Here is an 18,842-nt window from a genome sequence, read left to right on the forward strand (position 1 = left end):
CAAACCATAATATGCTGCATATCACCTATTTAACCTCCAAAAAAAATTTTTAATTTTTTTTAATTCTTTTTTTAACGCTCCTGATACTTGTTATTATATAGTCATTAACAAAGATTATTATAGACTATCTTTGTACTAACTAATAAATGTAAATAACTATATATATATTAAATATGGCTAAGGCTAAAACTACTTTTTTTTGTCAAAATTGCGGAACTCAATATTCTCAATGGCTAGGCCAATGCAAAGTATGCGGAGAATGGAACACTATTGTTGAAGAAGTTATTGAAAAAAGTTCTGCAAATTCTATTTCTTCCCTTAATTCCTCTTCTTCTAGAAATAAAATATATAAGATTCACGAAATTGAAACTACGGATGAATATCGTATTCTTTCTAATGACTCTGAACTGGATCATTTATTAGGTGGCGGTATCGTTCCCGGTAGTGTTATTTTGATTGGAGGCGAACCCGGCATCGGTAAATCTACTTTGTTATTGCAAATTTCTTTACAAATACCCAGAAAAGTATTATATGTTTCGGGAGAGGAAAGCAGTAATCAAATTAAAATGAGATCTGACCGTTTGGATATTTCTAATTCTGAATGCTATATTTTAACGGAAACTTCAACTCAAAAGATTTTAAAGAAAGCTCATGAGCTTCAACCGGAGTTGTTAGTGATTGATTCCATTCAAACTCTACATTCATCTTATATAGAATCTTCTCCGGGAAGTATATCTCAAATTAGAGAATGCGCTTCCGAATTAATTAAATATGCTAAGGAAACTTCTACTCCTGTATTTTTAATTGGACATATTACTAAGGAGGGTTCTATAGCCGGTCCTAAAATTTTGGAGCATATGGTAGATGTCGTTCTTCAGTTTGAAGGGGACAGAAATTATGTCTACCGACTTTTACGTGCAAATAAAAATAGGTATGGTTCTACTTCCGAACTTGGAATTTATGAAATGTTCTCTTCCGGGTTGAAACAGGTAAAAAATCCGTCTGAAATTTTAGTATCTAAAAAAGATGAAAGTTTATCGGGAAATGCTATTGCGGTTACTTTGGAAGGATTACGCCCTATGTTGGTTGAAATTCAAGCATTGGTATCAACGGCTGTTTATGGAACGCCTCAACGGGTGACAACGGGTTTTGACGTCAAACGATTAAATATGTTATTAGCTGTTTTGGAAAAGCGTGCGGGTTTTCATTTGGGAACTAAGGATGTGTTTTTAAATGTTACCGGAGGTATTCGTGTTGATGATCCTGCTATTGACTTAGCTGTTATTTGTGCTATTTTGTCTTCTAATGAGGATATTTCTTTACCGGATAATTGTTTATTCGCCGGTGAAATTGGTTTAAGTGGTGAAATCAGGCCTGTAAATCGTATTGAACAGCGAATTATTGAGGCTGAAAAATTAGGTTATGATGTCATTTTCATTTCTAAGTATAATAAAATTGATCGCAAGAAATATAATATTAGGGTTGAAATGGTTTCTAAGGTTGAGGATGTCTATAAGTTATTATTCTAATTAAATGTATGTAAATTTCACTTTCTTCGTAAGGTGTAATTTTTTGCGGTGAATATATTTTTATTATACTAAACTAATAAGTGATATTTGGCATTTCAATCTATTACAAATTGTATTTTTATTTTTTAAATTAACGAAAATTGTGGACAGTTTTGTGCTTACAAATAATGTCTAAATTTTTGCTAATTTATTGTTAAACGTAATGTTTACATTATACTTTTAGTTTTAATTTTTTTATATTTGTTCCACTACCTTCAGAATATTATACTATGAAAAATAACAAATCTAAATATTCCACTATAATTATTACTGATAAAAATTCACTGGAAACAAAAATTTTTTCTGTTAAGAATAAGCATATAAGAAATATTTTTCTGTACAAAAAGATTTTACTTTTATCAATTTTTACTATTTTTTGTTTAGTTGCGGGATTGGTTAGTTATATAAGTTATGTGTATTACCAAAAACAAGATTTACATGTTAAAATTGCCGACCTTGAAAGTAAGTTAGATACTAAAAAATTAAATGATATGATTATCAACCTTAACGAAGCTGAAAAGTCTTTATTAAAAATTGAGAGATATCTTAAAGATCGTCAAGTTAAAACGCTCCCTACTTCCGCTACTAATTTTAATGTTGATAATGTGGGGGGAGAGTATTATCCTGTTAATGATTCTAACTTAAATTTAATTGAAAATAAAAAAAAGAGAATTTCCGATATATATAAAAAGATTCAATTCATTCCTATCGGCTTACCTCATGTTGGAAGGATAACTTCTAATTTTGGTGTGAGAGGAAATCCGATGAAAAAAGGTAAAGGATCCGAGTTTCATCCGGGTTTGGATATAGCGGGAACTATTGGTGATCCTATTCATGCTACTGCGAATGGGGTTGTTACCTTTGCCAGTGTTAGAGGAGGATATGGAAATTGTGTAATGATAAAGCACCATTTCGGTTATGAAACATTATACGGTCACATGTCTAAAATATTGGTTAAAGAAGGACAGGTTGTCAATGCCGGAGATGTTATTGGTGAATTAGGAAGTACCGGCCGTTCTACCGGACCTCATGTTCATTATGAAATTATTTTAAATAAAGAAAAAGAAAATCCAAATAATTATTTGCATGTAAACTAAATATGAAATAAATTTAACTACTATAAAATAAACTAACTATGTTCAACAAAAAAAAAGGAGCTGCTCTTAATTTATCTACAGAAAACATTACTACTATTATTGCGGAAGATTGTAAAATTGAAGGAAATATAGAATGTAAGGAATTTATTAGAATTGATGGTCAAACATTAGGAAATGTCAACAGCACTTGTGGGCTTGTTGTTGGTCAGAAAGGAAGTGTTAAAGGAGATATTAGAACTAAAGAACTTATTGTATATGGCCAAATTGACGGTGATATTTTTGTTGATAATCTTAGTTTGAAAAACTCGGGGTCTATTATAGGAAATATGCAGGTAAAAAGTTTTCAAGTTGAAAATGGTGCCTTATATAAAGGCACCGTTAGTATGGATCAAAATAATTCTACTCCTATTAATAAAAAAGAAAATAATTCTCAGATTGTAGTATAAATTTTATTTCTGAAATTTATACAATATTTTAGGTGTTTAGGGTCTTGGATCTCCAATTTTATAAGCACTTCCTAAGGAAGAATTTTTAGATATGTATATGGTTAACCAACGATATAAAGTATTTAATCTATTACCTATGGAAACTAAAGAAATTAAGTGGATGGACGACCAAATAATCCATGCCGGTAATCCTTTTAAAAATAAGGTAGGATGAATCAGATCGGCTACGGCTTTATTTCTTCCGATAACTGCCATAGACCCTCTATCTTTATAACTGAATGGTACAGGTTGATATGTGTCTTGGGTAAGTTGTTTTTTTAAATTATTAGCCAAATTTTTTCCTTGTTGTATTGCTACTTGAGCTAATTGCGGATGTCCTGAAGGAAAATTAGGATCAGTAGTCATGATGCAGGTATCCCCTATTGCATATATATTAGAAAATCCTTGAACTTTATTATATGCGTCAACTTGCATACGTCTACCTCTTCCATATACTTCTTTGGGTATTCCTTCAAAAATTCTTGAAGTTACTCCCGCTGTCCAGATTATGGTTTTTGTTTCAATTTTATCTCCGTTAGAAAAATATATGGTATTTTCATCACAATCTTTTACTTGTGTATTTACCAGTATTTTAACTCCTAATTTGTCTAAGGCGTGATAAGCTTCTTTGTGTGATTTTTCGCTCATAGGCCCTAATAATACGGGGCTTCCTTCTACCAAATAGACTTGAATTTGGCCTTTTAAATCTTTATAGTCAACATTTTCAATGTAGTTGATAATTTCGCGAATAACTCCGGCTATTTCAACTCCGGCAGGTCCACCTCCGGTGATGATGATGGATAATAATCTTTTCTTTTCTACTAAATCAGTTTCTCTACTGGCGGCTTCTAACCTTTCTAAAAGAATATTTCTAAGTAACAGAGCATCATTTAAGGTTTTCATTGGAAAGGCATATTTTTCTAAATTTTCCATTCCGAAATAATTACTTTGCGTTCCCGTTGCTAAAATCAGAATATCATAATCTAATTCTCCATTAGATAAGACTACTTTGTTTTCATCGGATTTGATTTCAATTAATTCTCCTAATCTGAATTTAACATTTTTTTTATGTCTTATAAATCTACGGAAGGGATAGCTGATAGCTGCGGGATCTAAAATACTTGAACTTACTTGATATATTAATGGTGGAAAAAAATTATAGTTGTTTTTGTCGACTAAGGTAATTTCAAAATTAGGATCATTGGACAATCTGGTGATTATATTAATCCCAGCAAAACCTCCACCTATTAATACGATTTTTTTCATAATTTGCACTAAAAAATTAATTTAACATATTGATGCAAACACATTTATTTCTTAAGAACACAAAAATGTATAGCATACATTTTATCAAAGTTACTGTTTTTTTGTAAAGTTATATAAACTTTTAATAAAAATTTAATGCTATCTTTGAATTTATTTTCAAAAATCATGATTCAAATAGAAGATACAATAATTTCTTTAGATGTATTACAGAAACAATTTGTTTGTAATCTTAGTAAATGCAAAGGGATATGTTGTGTAGAAGGAGATTCGGGAGCTCCACTCGATGAAGAAGAATTACCGATTCTTGAAGACATATATGAGCAAGTATCGCCTTATCTTAGAGAGGAAGGAAGAAAGGCTATTGAATTGGAGGGTAAATATACAACCGACCTTGATGATGATTATGTTACTCCATTAATAGAGGGTAGAGAATGTGCTTATGTAATCTATGATGAAAATCAAGCTGCGAAATGCGCCATTGAAAAGGCTTACGAAGACGGTAAAATTGATTTTAAAAAACCTATTTCTTGTCATCTGTATCCGGTTCGTCTTCAAAAATTACGAAAATATGTTGCGGTAAATTATGATGAATGGTATATATGCAAGGATGCATGTACTTTAGGTAAAGAACTTAATGTTAAAGTTTTTGAATTTTTAAAAGAACCTTTAATTAGAAAATTCGGAGAAAATTGGTATAACCAGTTGATAGAAGCTGAGAAACTTTTAGAAATAAGTAAATAATTTAGCTTTATTTTTCCTGCAACGCATCTATGGTTTTTTGTATTTCTATGTCATTTGCCGTAATTGCATAATAGTAAGCAATTTTTCCTTGTTGATCTATTACCATATAGCGTGGAATCCAATTTAATTCAATATATTCTGTAAAAGGATTTTTCCAACCAGTTGAAAACCAATAATTATCACCCGTATTTAATTCATACTTAGTGATACCGTTTTTCCAAGAGTCGTAATTTTTGTCTAATGACAGATAGATAAAATCTACATTATTATTTTTTTGCTTAAGAGCCCGTGAATCGGACATTCCCACTATGCAATCTTTACACCAAGATGCCCATAATTTCAGGATCGTAACTTTTCCTTTGTGTTTATTTAGTACGGATTGCATCGTTGTTTCTTTATTATCCGTATCAACTACAAGTTGCTTTAAGGCTTCTTCAGAAAATTCAGTTTTGGAAATTAATGGAACTTGTTGACTATAATTTAATGTAGCTATTAAAGTAATATATAGTCCTGTTAAAATTTTTTTCATTATTATATTTTTTCAAATCTGAAATTTTCTCCTAAATATACTTGACGAACTATCGGATCATTTGCTAATTCTTCGGGATATCCTTCCTTTAATATATTTCCTTCGAACATAACATAAGTTCTATGAGTGATAGCCAGAGTTTGCTGAACGTTATGGTCTGTTATTAAAATTCCTATGTTTTTATTTACCAAAGAACGCACGACTTTTTGAATATCTTCAACGGCAATAGGGTCAACTCCTGCAAAGGGTTCATCCAGTAAAATAAATTTAGGATCGGTAGCCAGACATCGGGCAATTTCGCAACGACGTCTTTCTCCTCCCGACAATAAATCTCCTCGGTTCTTACGAACGTGTTCTAAACCAAATTCTTCTATTAAAGAATCGGCTTTTATTTTTCTTTCTTTCTTCGAAAGTTTAGTCATCTCCAACACTCCCACAATATTATCTTCTACGGATAATTTCCTGAATATGGAAGCTTCTTGAGCCAAATACCCGATTCCTTTTTGTGCTCTCTTATACATGGCATCTTTGGTTATGTTAATCTTATCCAAAAATACATTTCCTTGAGTAGGTTTGATTAAGCCTACTATCATATAAAAAGAAGTGGTTTTTCCGGCTCCATTAGGCCCTAACAATCCTACTATTTCTCCTTGTTTTACATTTAATGAAACATCTTTAACTACTCGTTTGTTTCCGTATGTTTTTATTAAATGTTCTCCTCGTAATATCATAATATCAAAAGTAATTAAATTACTACGTTTTTTTCTATTACTCAATAAAATTTTTACAAATTATTTTTTTAAAGTTATTCTAAAAGTAGACCCTTTATTAATTTCGGTATTTTGAACGAAAATTTTACCGTAGTGATAATCTTCAATAATTCGTCTGGCCAGAGATAAGCCTAGCCCCCATCCTCTTTTTTTAGTTGTAAATCCGGGTTTGAATATTTTTTTCACATTTTTTGATTCAATGCCTGATCCTTCATCGGAAATATCTATAAAAATATTTTTTTTGTTATCGTGGATTTGCAATTTGATTTTTCCTTCTCCTTTCATGGCATCTGCCGAATTTTTAATGAGATTTTCAATAACCCAACTATATAAGATGTTATTTAAAGAAACATATACAGGATACTCCGGTGCTTGAAATTCAAACCCGATTTGTTTGGACATTCTTCTTTTCAAATACATAAATGCTTGTTCCGATATTTCCACAATATCTTCTTTTTTTAGTGAAGGAGTTGATCCTATTTTAGAAAATCTGTCGGTAATATTTTGCAGTCTGTGTACATCTTTTTCAATATTTATTATCGGTTTCTGATCAATTTCTTCTGTTTTTAATATTTCCAGCCATCCCATGATGGATGAAAGCGGCGTACCGATTTGATGTGCGGTTTCCTTAGCCATTCCTGCCCATAGTAAACTTTGCTCTGTTTTTTTTACGGTTTTAAAATACCAATAGGTAAACCAGACAAACAATGTTACTAATATAATTAGCACAAAGGGATAATAACCTAATTGTGTCAGCAGAACCGAATTTTTATAATATACGTATTGATTTCCAAAAGGAAGTTTAATAAGAATGGGATAGTAGGATTCTGCCATTTCGTGCAATTCTTCCTTTAATTTTAAAGAATCTGAAATAATTTTTTTACTTACATTTTTAGAATCAATGTAATTTCCTTTTTCATCTACTAAAATTACGGGTATGGAAGTGTTTTGCTCAATAAGCTGCACTAAAAAAAATTGTGTTTTTGGAGGAATATCTGTTTCCGTGTTTAATAATTCCAACGTTTTGGCATAATTTGAAATTTTTACGGATTCTTCTTCTTTTAATTCTTCAACTTTGCTGTTAGAAAAGATTATTATAAATAGAGCTACTATAAGCGCCAATATATACCCAAACCAATTCCGTAATCTAACATTTTTAAAAAAGCTCATTTTCCGAATTTTATGAATTCATATATCAACGTATTTATGCAAACAAAAATTATTTGATTAAAACGGATAGTCGATAGCAAAATTAACTTGAGGTTTCAACAGATTGATATATTTAAAATACCATCGGTCATTTTCATCTCTTCTTGGATCATGAAATCGATAAGCAAAATCAAAGCGAATGATAAAGTTACTTATATCCCAACGGATCCCCCATCCTCCTCCAATTCCCAGTTCTTTATAGAAGGTATTAAATTCAAATTTATTCAGGGAATTATTATTAATCCCCCAAACATTTCCTGCATCTACAAATAAAGCTCCTTCAAACCCTTTACTTGGTAAAGGAAACCTGTATTCTACCTGAGTCAACAATTTAAAATTATCGATTGCTATTAGTTCATAGCCGTCTTTTCCTCCTAATTTTGATGATCCCGGACCAAAACCAAAGGATTTCCAAGCTCGAACATCACTCGGTCCACCCACAGAGTAGCTTCGGTCAAAAGGCATACTAAAGGAATTTCCATAAGGTATTCCTATTCCGGTAAAAAGTCTTGCATTAAACGATTTTTTTCCGGAAAAAATCCAAAATTTCCTTAGATCTAAATCGAATTTCACATATTGTGAATAGGGAACTCCAAATATTTGTTTTATAGTTTTATTATTGGAAGTTGTAAAATCTTTGAGTGTTTTGTTAAATAAAGATTCCAGATTACCGGCTAATTCCACTTGTGCTTTTAAATAAAATGGATGTTTACCCGGAAAATATCCTAATCGTTGATCGTAGGTAAAATCATATTTAAAAGAGGAGATTAATACATTCTGTGTGAAACGATAACGACGAAATTCCATTAAGTCGTAATCGTTAGCTAAACTTAAATGCGTAGTTCTTAAATAATCTTGAAAGTCTATATTATTTTGAATTTGAAACAGCAAATCATTATCGTTATGGTTTTTGTCGTATTCCTCTTTGGCGGAAGGATATTGTTGAAAATATAAATCGTAAACACTATTTCTTACTTTACTGTCTTGTGTATATATGTTGAAATAATTATTAGGATTTAAAAACTGTGTATATTGTAGATTCCATAATGTAATTTGGTGAACGGTAGTTCGAGTGGGATTGAAATTATAAAGTAATCCGGCATTATAACTTCTTTTATCCAAACCTATGTTATATTGTGCATTATATCCTAAAGAAATTGCCGATGAAGGCCCCCAGGCTTTAGGAATTAATCTTTTAGCGTTGAAAGGCAAAATAAGCTTAGGAAAGGATAAACTGGCCTGCGATGATAGTTCCGATGCATTAAAAATTTTACTGTTATTTTTTTTGGTTTTAATATTTCCTAAGGATCCTCCAAAACTGACACTTAAATTTTCTGCTCCTCCGAAAAGATTTTTTACCGTAAAAGTAAGGTTGGGAGTTATTCCGAAATTGACAACACCTGAATTAAACGCTTCAAATCCTAATTCATAAGAATATTTATCCATGGGAGAAAGAATGATATTGGATATTAAGGTAGAATCTGAGTCTTTTTCAGGAACTGTATTAAACCCGAGGATGTTAAAATTATTTACTTTATATATATTTCGTCGAGTACGAGTCTCAGAGCTTAAATTATATGAATGCCCTTTTTCAATGGCTAACATATCTGCCAATACTCTGTTTTTATATTTATTTCCTAAATGGTTAACAATGAAAGCAATGGTATCGTTAACCATCATTTTTGTTTTCCTACCGTCAACCCTTCTTACTATTTTTTTTGTAGTTACATAGAAACTTGAGTCTATAGTATTTTTACTTGTATCTCTATTTTCGTTATCTAATAGTGAAATGTTTATTTTATTGTATTTAAATCTTTTGAATTTATGCACTAAAGTATCTTTCTTAAGAGTATCCGATCTAGTGGAATCGGTAACAGCTGCGGTAGTGGTAGAACTTCCTATTTGGCTTTTCTTGATTGATAATCTGACCGAAACATCATATACATTATTAGCCGTATCAACATAGTAAATAACTTCATCTTTAAGATCATTAAAACGATAATATCCCATATTTTTAAAACGGTTTTCCAAACGGGATATCTCATTCTCAATTACATAAGCATCTAATCGATCTCCTTTTTTAACATAGGAACCTCTACTGAATAGGTTGTATATAAATTCGTCTTTTGAAAGTTCATAAGTTTGAGACTTTTTTTTCTTCGCCTGTCTTGTTCGTTTTAAATAATGAGCATATAAATCATCTTTTATTTCATCGGCAATATCATAGGTGATCGTATCCATAATCATAGGACGTCCTAATTTTATGGAATATTGCACATGAGCTTTTTTACCGGAAGTAATTACACTGTCTCTTACAATGGACTTACGCCAACCTCTGTTTTTAAAATATTGTTGTATGTTTTTTGAAGAAGTTTTAGATAGTAAGGTATCAACTAATACAGGGGCTTCTCCATTATTATAAAAAAAGCGATCAAACCATCTGGATTTGCCAACATAATTTTTTAAGTTATATTTTACATATAGAGAATCCAGTAATTTTTGATTTCTTTGTTTTTGACTAACGGAATAGTATTCTGCGTAGACGGAATCGAATGTAGGATTTGAGAAATCATACAGCCACAACCCTAATGGAATTATGAATAGTATTTTTTTATTAGATTTTTGCTTTACATAACTGTCCAATTCATCCTCAAATGGTTTCTTGTATTCGTTGATAATTTCTTTGCCTTTTTTATTCAAAAAGGGATTACCGTATGCATCCAAATAAGGTTTTCCTTTTTTATCTACATATTTATATTTATTATCAATAAATAAATGTCCATTTTTAGGTACTTTATTTGTTCTACATGAAAAAATGAGAAACAGTTGAACAAAAATCAATATTTTTACTATAATATTGTATCCTAATTTCATTTTATGTTGTCTGCAAGTAAAATTAAACTTATTCAGTCGCTTTCAAAAAAAAAGTATAGACAAAAATATAACTTATTTGTTGTTGAGGGTATAAAAAGCATTAAAGAATTCTGCTTTTCGCAGTTTTCTGTAAAAAACATTTACAGTACGGTTCCCATTTCTTTTTTAGATGAAAATCAATATCAGATGATCAGTTCCGAAGAATTAAAAAAGATTAGTTTTCTAACTACCCCTCACGATGCATTAGCAGTATTAGAAATACCTCAAAACTCAAATAATTCATATAGTGGAATACAATTAGTATTGGATGAAATACAAGATCCGGGAAATCTGGGAACGATTATACGTCTTGCAGACTGGTATGGAATTAAACAGATTTTGTGCAGTAAAGGAACTACTGATGCCTATAATCCCAAAGCAGTTCAATCTGCAATGGGATCGTTAAGCAGAGTTAACGTTGTATACACAGACATCGCTGAAATATTGACTAATTCCAACATACCGATTATGGGAACAGATATGAAAGGTGAAAATTTATATACTACGGATTTACCCGAAAATTTTTATGTGGTTATGGGTAATGAAGGAAATGGCGTTTCAGATGAAATAAAATCTCTGTGTACACATACTCTAACAATCCCCAGATTCGGCTTAGAACAAAAAACAGAAAGTTTAAATGTCGCCATGTCTACCGGAATAATTTTAAGTGAATTTTACTCGAGAGCTGCAAAATTAAAAGGAAATAAAAAATGAAATGGAATTCGTATATATCTAAAAAATATCGTAACAATACGGACATATTAAATGAAATAATCGAAAATTTTGATTCTTTAGGTGAGATTATATTTCAAGAACGGAACACTTTACGTAAAATACCTCATCCTGTGCTGGGAAACGTAGCGGTAAAATCTTTTAAAAAGCCTCATCTTCTCAATCAACTTGTTTATGCTAATTTTAGAAAATCTAAAGCCCATCGTTCTTATTTTCATGCTGAAATTTTAACTTCTAAGGGTATAAATACACCGGAACCGATTGGTTTTTTTGAAGAGATTCATAATTTTAAAATCAAAAGATCTTTTTATTTTTCAAAGTATTCTGAGTATGATTTTACTTTTAGGGAACTCATTGAAAAAAGAAATAGTTTTGATGATTGGGAATTAATACTGAAAGAATTTGTTTCATTTGTTTTTTCTATTCATGAAAATCATATCTTATTTAAAGACCTTTCACCGGGAAATGTACTCATAAAAAATGATCAAGAAAAAAACGTATATTTATTTTCTTTAATCGATTTAAATCGGATGAGTTTTCAATCTTTATCTTTAGATCAAAGGCTTCAAAATTTTATTAGATTATCCTTAACGGATGAAATGATCCCTATCATTGCAAAAGAATATGCCAAATATAGCCATGAAAATGTTAATTTTATCATGGAACAATTGCATAAAAAAAATAATAAATTCATTGAAAAAAAGGAAAGAAAGAAAAAGATAAAGAAACTGTTGGGTAAAAATGTTTAGCATCTTTTAGTCCCGTTTTTATTTAAATTAACTTTACTATTAAAAATTTCAAAGATTTAATTTTAAAACTTTTTCATATTTACAAGTAAAAAAAGATATATTAATGAAAATATATACGAAAAGAGGTGACGACGGAACTACGGGTTTATATGGAGGAAAACGTGTATCTAAGAATTCCATTCGCGTTCAATCCTATGGCGAAATAGATGAATTAAATTCTTATATCGGTTTGCTAAGAAGCTATGGTTCTCTTAAAAATATTGATGAACAATTAAAAATTATACAAAATTTACTATTTACTATCGGTGCTGAATTAGCTACTCCTTCAGATAAAATGTATTCTCCAAATGGAAAACCTAAAATATCTTGCTTACTTTCTGAAGAAAAAATAATTTTATTGGAGCAATGGATTGATGAAATAAGCGAAACCCTCCCTCCTTTAAAGCAATTTATTCTTCCGGCAGGAAATGTATCTTCTTCTACTGCACATGTTGCAAGAACCGTATGCAGAAGATCAGAAAGAACTATAGTTACCTTAGGTGAAATTGAAGATATAAGACCCATTATTCAAAAATTTATAAATCGTTTATCTGATTATTTGTTTGTTCTTGCACGATATTTTGCACATTTAGCAAATGAAATTGAAGAACCTTGGAATCCCAATGAATAAAGCATTACTTTTTTTAAACGGAAAAAAACCTACAATTTTACCTGAAAATTTAGATTCATATTCCATTATTACGTGTACAGACGGGGCGTACAGCAGATATGTAAAAAATTTACCTTTTACAATTAATTATATTTCAGGAGATCTGGATAGTGTACAAGTATCGACTATCCCGTCGTCTATTCCAATTATTGAAACTCCGGATCAAAACAAAACTGATTTTCATAAGGCTTTAGAATTATTGCTGGATAAAGGTATACATGATGTGGATGTTTACGGTGGCAGCGGAAGAGAAAGCGATCATTTCATTGGAAACTTATCTACAGCACTTTTTTTTAAAAATAAACTCCGCATTACATTTTATGATGATTATTCAAAATTCTTTTTCTCGGGTAAATCAACTAAAATTAATGACGCAAAAGGTAAAACCATTTCCTTAATCCCTTTTTTTGAGGCTAAAAATATTTTTACGAAAGGTTTACAATATCCCTTATCTAATGAAACTCTTATATTTCCGCAACGATTGGGTACGCGTAATGTGGCTGTAGAAAAAGAAGTTGTTATAACCTACGGTGAGGGAGAACTATTGATCTATATCAGCCGCTAAACTTTTTTGCTAAAAAAATTAGTTAAGTCATGAGGTTTTAACGATATAAGTGCTTGAAATAACATCTAATAGCTAAATAATTCACGATTAACTAGTTAACTGTTATAATCATTATTAATAATTCTTTAAAAAGTTTATCTTTAATTTAAATAATAGGGATATCTTATTTAAAAAGGTTTTCCTCCCGACATTTGTTTTGCCATTGCTTGCATCATCATCCTTCCTTGCGGAGTTTGCATCATCTTCATCATTTTGCTCATCTGTTCAAATTGTTTTAACAGTTGATTGATATCCTGTATGGATCTACCGCTTCCTTTAGCTATTCTATTCTTTCGAGATGTAGTTATAATAGCCGGATTTCTTCTTTCTTCAGGAGTCATGGAATAAATTAAAGCTTCAATATGCTTGAAAGCATCATCATCGATATTAATATCTTTTAATGCTTTACCTGCACCCGGTATCATTCCAAGCAAATCTTTCATATTTCCCATTCTCTTAATCTGCTTAATTTGATTAAGGAAATCGTCAAATCCGAATTGATTTTTCGCTATCTTTTTCTGTAATTTACGTGCTTCTTCTTCGTCAAATTGTTCTTGGGCTCTTTCTACTAATGATACCACATCTCCCATCCCTAAGATACGATCAGCCATACGCGAAGGATAGAAAATATCCAGCGCTTCCATTTTTTCTCCGGTGGAAATAAATTTAATTGGCTTTTCAACCACAGTACGTATAGTTAAAGCAGCACCTCCTCGGGTATCACCGTCTAATTTGGTTAATACTACTCCATCATAATTCAATACATCATTAAAAGCTTTGGCTGTATTTACCGCATCTTGTCCGGTCATGGAATCCACTACAAACAAAGTTTCATTTGGACTGACTTTTTGATGAACGTTTCTGATTTCATTCATCATACTTTCATCAATCGCCAAACGTCCTGCAGTATCAATTATAACAACATTAAATTTATTTTGTTTAGCATATTCTATGGCATGACCGGAAATATCAACCGGATTTTTACTTTCCGGTTCTGTGTATACTTCTACTCCAATTTGATCTCCTAAAACTTTTAATTGATCAATTGCAGCCGGACGATATACGTCGCAGGCAACTAACAGAACTTTTTTTTGTTTTTTAGTTTTAAGATAATTAGCTAATTTTCCCGAAAAGGTAGTTTTACCGGAACCTTGTAAACCCGCAATTAAGATAACGGTAGGATTCCCCGACAAATTTACTCCAACATTCTCACCTCCCATTAGATCGGCCAACTCATCATGTACAATCTTCACCATTAACTGACCCGGCGTAACGGAAGTAAGCACATTTTGACCTAAGGCTTTCTCCTGAATCCTTTTAGTCAAATCTTTGGCTACTTTATAACTAACGTCTGCATCCACTAAAGCTCTTCTAATTTCTTTAACGGTTTCAGCAACATTAATCTCCGTGATCTTTCCTCTCCCGCTGATGTTATGTAATGCCTTATCTAATTTATCTTGTAAATTCTGAAACATATTCGGTACTTATATACTATTATACTATTTATACTAACTGCAAAAATAGTAAAGTTTTACTTAATTTAAAAATATGTATTTCAGTAATTAGAAAGCGCCTTTCTTTGCTAAAAAAGTTTAAAAATGTATATTTGCTTTTATATTAAATTAAATAAAAAAGACATCGTGTTTATATACATGATTAAAAAATTTTCAAATTTTAGCTAACATGAATAAAATTTTAATTACAGGGCATCAAAATCCTGATACGGATACCATTACCTCTGCTATTTCATTTTCTTACTTACAAAATGCCTTAGGTAAAAATACAGAGGCAGTCGCTTTAGGTACTCCTAATGAAGAAACCCAATTTGCCCTGAATTATTTTAAGATGCAAGCGCCTAGAGTCATTTCTAGAGCTTCCGATGAAACGAAAGAAATTATTTTGGTAGATCACAATGAATTCCAACAATCGGTTGCAGATATTGAAGAATTGACTATTTTAGCTGTAATAGATCACCATCGTATCGCTAATTTTCATACTTCCGTTCCTCTCTATTATCGCGCTGAACCTGTGGGATGTACTCAAACTATTATTTCAAAAATTTATAAAGAAAATTCCATTGAAATCCCCGCTGCTATCGCAGGTCTTATGGTATCAGGGATTATTTCCGATACGTTATTATTTAAATCTCCTACTTGCACACAAGAAGATGTACATGCAGCTCATGAATTAGCAAAAATTGCAGGTATTGAGGTTGAAAAATATGGGCTTGATCTTCTTAAAGCAGGAACCAATCTTTCCAACAAATCTGCCGAAGAATTACTATCTCTGGATGCCAAATCTTTCGAAGTAAACGGAAAAAAGGTACGGGTTGCTCAAGTTAACACAATTGATTATGATGATGTATTTTACAATAAATCCAATATAGAGGCTGCTATAACCGACCAAATTAATAAAGAAGGTTATGATCTTTTTTTACTTGTAGTGACTAATGTGTTGGATAGTGATTCAAAAATTTTAGCTATGGGTAATGCTGCTCAAGCTTCAGAAAAGGCTTTTGGAATACGACTTGAAAACGGCGAAGCTTTCCTTAAAGGGGTGGTTTCCCGTAAAAAACAAATTATTCCACAAATAACTGAAGCATTATCCTAGATTCATCCATATTCTTAATTTTTTTAGAAGCCAAGCACTTTATTTAAAAGTGCTTGGTTTTTTCATTTAACAGTTAACACTAAAGGTTGTTAACTTATTTCAAAAAAAATATTTTACACTAATTTTTTCATACTTGACACTATTCCGTAGTGTAATGCTTCATGAGTATTGTTAAAATTTATCGCATCTTCAACGGAAGAAATCACAATGCCCATTTTTGTTTCAAATTCAGTATAAGATTCAAATCTTTTTTCATTAAAATCTTCTTCCAGTTGTTCAGCGGTGATAATGAGCTTACTTTTTAAGTAGTCAATTTCATCTTCTGTAATTACAAATCTGGGAAAAGTACCATTTTGATAGTTTTCAATCCAGTCATTGGTTATCAGCGGATTTAAACCTGACATTTTATAATGAAGAATTTGTTGAGAAACCAACGTATGGGCAACATTCCAAAAAATATTATTTTTAAATCCTTCAGGAATTTTCTGTAATTGCTCTATACTTAAATCGTCAATCTCTTGTACTAAGGATTTACGGTATATTTTAAAAATTTCAAATTGTTTTTTCACCTCAAAAAGAATTTTAACAAAAGTATTAAAGTTATTTAACTAAACCAATGGCCCTAATCGTATCGGAATCTAAATTAGAAAAATCATTTATTATTTGATCCGCAGTAGACAAATCTTGATCACCGGAGGCATCACTTTTATAACCTATACAAAATATACCGGCCCTATTGGCGGCAATAACGCCATTAGTCGAATCTTCAATGACAATACAGTTTTCTTTTGGTTGTCCTGATAATTTTACAGCTTCTAAAAATATAGCAGGATCGGGTTTTGATTTTGGAAAATCTTCTCCACTCACAATATGTTTAAAATAAGGAAACAATCCAAAACGATCAAAAATTTTAGTTAAGGTTACACGAGCCGAAGAAGTAGCCAAAAGTAATTGAAAATTATCTTTATATAAGCTTTCGATAAGATTTCTTACCCCCGGCAATAAATCTAGATCTTCATCTTCTTGAAAAATTTTATTAAAAATATTTCTTTTTTGTTGAACCAATTCCTCAACCTCTTGTTTCAAACCATATTTTTGTTTCAAATTTTGATATAAATTACGAGTAGATAATCCTCTGAATGTATCATATTCTTCCTGAGATATATCCAATCCTATAGAATGAAAATGCTTTTTAAATGACAATTCATGAATAGGCTCAGTATCTACTATTACCCCATCCATATCAAAGATAACTGTGTTTATCATAAGTTTATTTTATCTACGATTGCAGTGTAGGTTTTAATCCTGATATTTTTTAATTATTCTCAATAAAATTTGATTTATTTAAAAAATTGTGAATTTAAAGGCTCAAATTTAAGAAATATTGTGTCTACTATGCAGCTGTTACTAACATTCTAAATTTGGGATGAACCTCTACTTTATATAAATTAATTGTAAAATTTTACATTATTTCTGAAATTTCATTTTTTTTGAAATTTTAAACTCATTAAATTAATACAAATATCCTGTATAATTATCTAAATTTGATATTTAAATTTATATATATGAAAGCGTGTATTATCGTTATTGGAGATGAAATTCTTTCCGGAAGAACTCCGGATACCAATTCTAATTTCATTGCTAAAAAACTAGATCTTACAGGGGTTTCGGTCACAGAAATTTCGACAATTTCCGACAACCCCGATTCTATAATGACTAAATTAAACGAAGCCTTCGCATCTGATACTAATTTTATAATAACAACCGGGGGACTGGGACCTACTAAAGATGATAAAACCAAACAAACTTTAGCAGAATTCTTATCTGATCAATTAGTAGTTAATCAACCTGCTTTGGATTACATCACTCAGTTGTACTGTACAAATGGTCGAACGATGAATGATTTAACCCGCAAACAAGCTCTTGTACCTTCACATTCGGAAGTTATAATTAATAGATATGGTACAGCTCCTATCTTGTGGACAAAAAAATCAAATAAGATTTTAATCAACCTTCCGGGTGTTCCCTATGAGACCCAAGCTATGTTTGAAGAATTTATTATTCCGAAAATAAAAAAAGAATTTAACCTTCCCTTTATTGTAAGGCGTTCTGTTATTGTTGTAGATTATCTTGAAAGCGAGTTAGCCACAACGTTAACGGATTGGGAAAACAATCTTCCTGATTTTGTGTCTTTGTCTTACTTGCCTTCGGGGGCTAGGATTGAACTTAGATTGAGTGCAAAGGGAACTGATAAAAAACTACTTGAAGAAACAATTTCTAAAGAAATAAAAAAACTATCTCAAATTTTACATGAGAAATTACTCTCAACTACTACTACCAATATAATTGAAATCATTGCCGATTTTTTTTCAAAAAATAAGCTCACTTTATCCGTCGCTGAAAGTATTACCGGTGGAAGCATATCTCATAAAATCACTTCCTTAGCGGGAAGTTCTGTTTATTATAAAGGAGGAATTACGGCTTACAGCTCTTTAATTAAGGAGAGCGTTTTAAAAATACCCGAACCTTTTATTCATACTCATAAAGTGGTTAGTGAAGAAGTAGCTAAAGAAATGGCAATTCAGTGTGCAAAGTTATTTAATTCAGATGTTGCAATATCTACTACAGGCGTTGCCGGTCCAAGTTCTGATGAATTTAACGATCCGGTAGGTTTAGCTTACATAGGTTTATATGTTCATGGTAACACCTTTGTAAAAAAATATTATTATCCTCACGTAACGAGAGATGAAATGATTACTCGAATAACTAACAAAGCATTGGAATTTATTTATTTTGAAATGATTGAAAACAAATAAAAGTTGACCTCCGCATTTGGTATAATTTTAGATTTTAGGTAGAG

18 protein-coding genes are annotated in these 18,842 nt (G+C 31.1%); 10 read left to right on the top strand and 8 right to left on the bottom strand.

The features are described 5' to 3' along the window. Positions 1-173 precede the first annotated feature (173 nt). From radA to GFU93_RS04645, 3 genes are all read left to right on the top strand, one after another. Positions 174-1,529, top strand: coding sequence for a DNA repair protein RadA (radA, locus tag GFU93_RS04635; protein ID WP_160542591.1), 1,356 nt, complete (start codon positions 174-176; stop codon positions 1,527-1,529). Positions 1,530-1,798: 269 nt separating this feature from the next. Then, positions 1,799-2,665, top strand: coding sequence for a M23 family metallopeptidase (locus GFU93_RS10165; protein WP_160567631.1), 867 nt, complete (start codon positions 1,799-1,801; stop codon positions 2,663-2,665). A gap of 38 nt (positions 2,666-2,703) precedes the next feature. After that, the gene (locus GFU93_RS04645; RefSeq protein WP_105297194.1) at positions 2,704-3,111 is read left to right on the top strand and encodes a polymer-forming cytoskeletal protein; all 408 of its coding nucleotides are present in this window, start codon (positions 2,704-2,706) and stop codon (positions 3,109-3,111) included. Positions 3,112-3,147: 36 nt separating this feature from the next. On the opposite strand, the gene GFU93_RS04650 is transcribed toward GFU93_RS04645, so the two are convergent. After that, the gene (locus GFU93_RS04650; RefSeq protein ID WP_160567633.1) at positions 3,148-4,416 is read right to left on the bottom strand and encodes an NAD(P)/FAD-dependent oxidoreductase; all 1,269 of its coding nucleotides are present in this window, start codon (positions 4,414-4,416) and stop codon (positions 3,148-3,150) included. 165 nt (positions 4,417-4,581) lie between these two features. Between GFU93_RS04650 and GFU93_RS04655 the strand changes: the two genes are divergently transcribed. Continuing rightward, a complete protein-coding gene (locus GFU93_RS04655; RefSeq protein WP_105297196.1) occupies positions 4,582-5,157 on the top strand; it encodes a DUF3109 family protein in 576 nt (191 codons plus the stop codon). A 7-nt stretch (positions 5,158-5,164) separates the two neighbouring features. Here the strand turns inward: GFU93_RS04655 and GFU93_RS04660 are convergent, their stop codons facing one another. Genes GFU93_RS04660 through GFU93_RS04675 form a run of 4 tightly spaced genes read right to left on the bottom strand, consistent with a single transcriptional unit; the run spans position 5,165 to position 10,539 of the window. Further along, a complete protein-coding gene (locus GFU93_RS04660; RefSeq protein ID WP_160567635.1) occupies positions 5,165-5,686 on the bottom strand; it encodes a thioredoxin family protein in 522 nt (173 codons plus the stop codon). Positions 5,687-5,688: 2 nt separating this feature from the next. Continuing rightward, a complete protein-coding gene (gene lptB, locus GFU93_RS04665; RefSeq protein ID WP_105297198.1) occupies positions 5,689-6,417 on the bottom strand; it encodes an LPS export ABC transporter ATP-binding protein in 729 nt (242 codons plus the stop codon). A 60-nt stretch (positions 6,418-6,477) separates the two neighbouring features. Next, positions 6,478-7,626 (bottom strand): PAS domain-containing sensor histidine kinase, encoded by a 1,149-nt coding sequence (locus tag GFU93_RS04670; protein WP_160567637.1) that lies wholly within the window; start codon positions 7,624-7,626, stop codon positions 6,478-6,480. 57 nt (positions 7,627-7,683) lie between these two features. Continuing rightward, entirely contained in the window at positions 7,684-10,539 is a 2,856-nt protein-coding gene (locus GFU93_RS04675) for a BamA/TamA family outer membrane protein (RefSeq protein ID WP_160567639.1), read from the bottom strand. 3 nt (positions 10,540-10,542) lie between these two features. Between GFU93_RS04675 and GFU93_RS04680 the strand changes: the two genes are divergently transcribed. The 4 genes from GFU93_RS04680 to GFU93_RS04695 all read left to right on the top strand — a co-directional run bounded on the left by GFU93_RS04680 (position 10,543) and on the right by GFU93_RS04695 (position 13,333). Further along, positions 10,543-11,292, top strand: a complete 750-nt coding sequence (locus tag GFU93_RS04680) for an RNA methyltransferase (RefSeq protein ID WP_160567642.1) — start codon at positions 10,543-10,545, stop codon at positions 11,290-11,292. After that, on the top strand, positions 11,289-12,059 hold the full coding sequence (locus GFU93_RS04685; RefSeq protein WP_160567644.1) for a Kdo domain containing protein: 771 nt from the start codon (positions 11,289-11,291) through the stop codon (positions 12,057-12,059). Before GFU93_RS04680 ends, GFU93_RS04685 begins: the two co-directional genes overlap by 4 nt. Positions 12,060-12,162: 103 nt before the next feature. After that, positions 12,163-12,729, top strand: a complete 567-nt coding sequence (locus tag GFU93_RS04690; protein WP_160542601.1) for a cob(I)yrinic acid a,c-diamide adenosyltransferase — start codon at positions 12,163-12,165, stop codon at positions 12,727-12,729. After that, complete coding sequence (locus GFU93_RS04695; RefSeq protein WP_255448647.1) at positions 12,695-13,333, top strand: thiamine diphosphokinase; 639 nt, start codon at positions 12,695-12,697, stop codon at positions 13,331-13,333. The genes GFU93_RS04690 and GFU93_RS04695 overlap by 35 nt, the downstream gene beginning before the upstream one ends. Positions 13,334-13,500: 167 nt before the next feature. On the opposite strand, the gene ffh is transcribed toward GFU93_RS04695, so the two are convergent. Further along, complete coding sequence (gene ffh / locus GFU93_RS04700; protein WP_160557323.1) at positions 13,501-14,847, bottom strand: signal recognition particle protein; 1,347 nt, start codon at positions 14,845-14,847, stop codon at positions 13,501-13,503. Positions 14,848-15,055: 208 nt separating this feature from the next. Here ffh and GFU93_RS04705 point away from each other — a divergent pair, with 208 nt between their 5' ends. After that, positions 15,056-15,982: a manganese-dependent inorganic pyrophosphatase gene (locus tag GFU93_RS04705; RefSeq protein ID WP_160567646.1), complete on the top strand. Its 927-nt coding sequence runs from the start codon at positions 15,056-15,058 to the stop codon at positions 15,980-15,982. A gap of 113 nt (positions 15,983-16,095) precedes the next feature. Here GFU93_RS04705 and GFU93_RS04710 read toward each other — a convergent pair whose 3' ends face one another. Together GFU93_RS04710 and GFU93_RS04715 are read right to left on the bottom strand one after the other, a co-directional pair. Continuing rightward, positions 16,096-16,551, bottom strand: coding sequence for a DinB family protein (locus tag GFU93_RS04710; protein WP_105297207.1), 456 nt, complete (start codon positions 16,549-16,551; stop codon positions 16,096-16,098). A 31-nt stretch (positions 16,552-16,582) separates the two neighbouring features. Then, positions 16,583-17,248 carry an HAD family phosphatase gene (locus tag GFU93_RS04715; RefSeq protein ID WP_160567648.1) on the bottom strand — a complete coding sequence of 222 codons (666 nt, stop codon included), beginning with the start codon at positions 17,246-17,248 and terminating at the stop codon, positions 16,583-16,585. Positions 17,249-17,547: 299 nt separating this feature from the next. Here GFU93_RS04715 and GFU93_RS04720 point away from each other — a divergent pair, with 299 nt between their 5' ends. Then, positions 17,548-18,798, top strand: a complete 1,251-nt coding sequence (locus GFU93_RS04720; RefSeq protein WP_160567650.1) for a CinA family nicotinamide mononucleotide deamidase-related protein — start codon at positions 17,548-17,550, stop codon at positions 18,796-18,798. Positions 18,799-18,842: the final 44 nt, after the last annotated feature.

Source organism: Apibacter sp. B3546, assembly GCF_009827885.1.
Classification (GTDB): domain Bacteria; phylum Bacteroidota; class Bacteroidia; order Flavobacteriales; family Weeksellaceae; genus Apibacter.

Excerpts from the sequence above, each read along its gene's own strand:
- GFU93_RS04720 (WP_160567650.1), top strand. The coding sequence starts at position 17,548 with ATGAAAGCGTGTATTATCGTTATTGGAGATGAAATTCTTTCCGGAAGA.
- GFU93_RS04675 (WP_160567639.1), bottom strand. The coding sequence starts at position 10,539 with ATGAAATTAGGATACAATATTATAGTAAAAATATTGATTTTTGTTCAA.
- GFU93_RS04645 (WP_105297194.1), top strand. The coding sequence starts at position 2,704 with ATGTTCAACAAAAAAAAAGGAGCTGCTCTTAATTTATCTACAGAAAAC.
- GFU93_RS04670 (WP_160567637.1), bottom strand. The coding sequence starts at position 7,626 with ATGAGCTTTTTTAAAAATGTTAGATTACGGAATTGGTTTGGGTATATA.
- GFU93_RS04690 (WP_160542601.1), top strand. The coding sequence starts at position 12,163 with ATGAAAATATATACGAAAAGAGGTGACGACGGAACTACGGGTTTATAT.
- GFU93_RS04660 (WP_160567635.1), bottom strand. The coding sequence starts at position 5,686 with ATGAAAAAAATTTTAACAGGACTATATATTACTTTAATAGCTACATTA.
- GFU93_RS04715 (WP_160567648.1), bottom strand. The coding sequence starts at position 17,248 with ATGATAAACACAGTTATCTTTGATATGGATGGGGTAATAGTAGATACT.
- GFU93_RS04695 (WP_255448647.1), top strand. The coding sequence starts at position 12,695 with ATGAAATTGAAGAACCTTGGAATCCCAATGAATAAAGCATTACTTTTT.
- ffh (WP_160557323.1), bottom strand. The coding sequence starts at position 14,847 with ATGTTTCAGAATTTACAAGATAAATTAGATAAGGCATTACATAACATC.
- GFU93_RS04705 (WP_160567646.1), top strand. The coding sequence starts at position 15,056 with ATGAATAAAATTTTAATTACAGGGCATCAAAATCCTGATACGGATACC.
- GFU93_RS04655 (WP_105297196.1), top strand. The coding sequence starts at position 4,582 with ATGATTCAAATAGAAGATACAATAATTTCTTTAGATGTATTACAGAAA.
- GFU93_RS04685 (WP_160567644.1), top strand. The coding sequence starts at position 11,289 with ATGAAATGGAATTCGTATATATCTAAAAAATATCGTAACAATACGGAC.
- GFU93_RS04650 (WP_160567633.1), bottom strand. The coding sequence starts at position 4,416 with ATGAAAAAAATCGTATTAATAGGTGGAGGTTTTGCTGGGATTAATATA.
- GFU93_RS10165 (WP_160567631.1), top strand. The coding sequence starts at position 1,799 with ATGAAAAATAACAAATCTAAATATTCCACTATAATTATTACTGATAAA.
- radA (WP_160542591.1), top strand. The coding sequence starts at position 174 with ATGGCTAAGGCTAAAACTACTTTTTTTTGTCAAAATTGCGGAACTCAA.
- lptB (WP_105297198.1), bottom strand. The coding sequence starts at position 6,417 with ATGATATTACGAGGAGAACATTTAATAAAAACATACGGAAACAAACGA.
- GFU93_RS04680 (WP_160567642.1), top strand. The coding sequence starts at position 10,543 with ATGTTGTCTGCAAGTAAAATTAAACTTATTCAGTCGCTTTCAAAAAAA.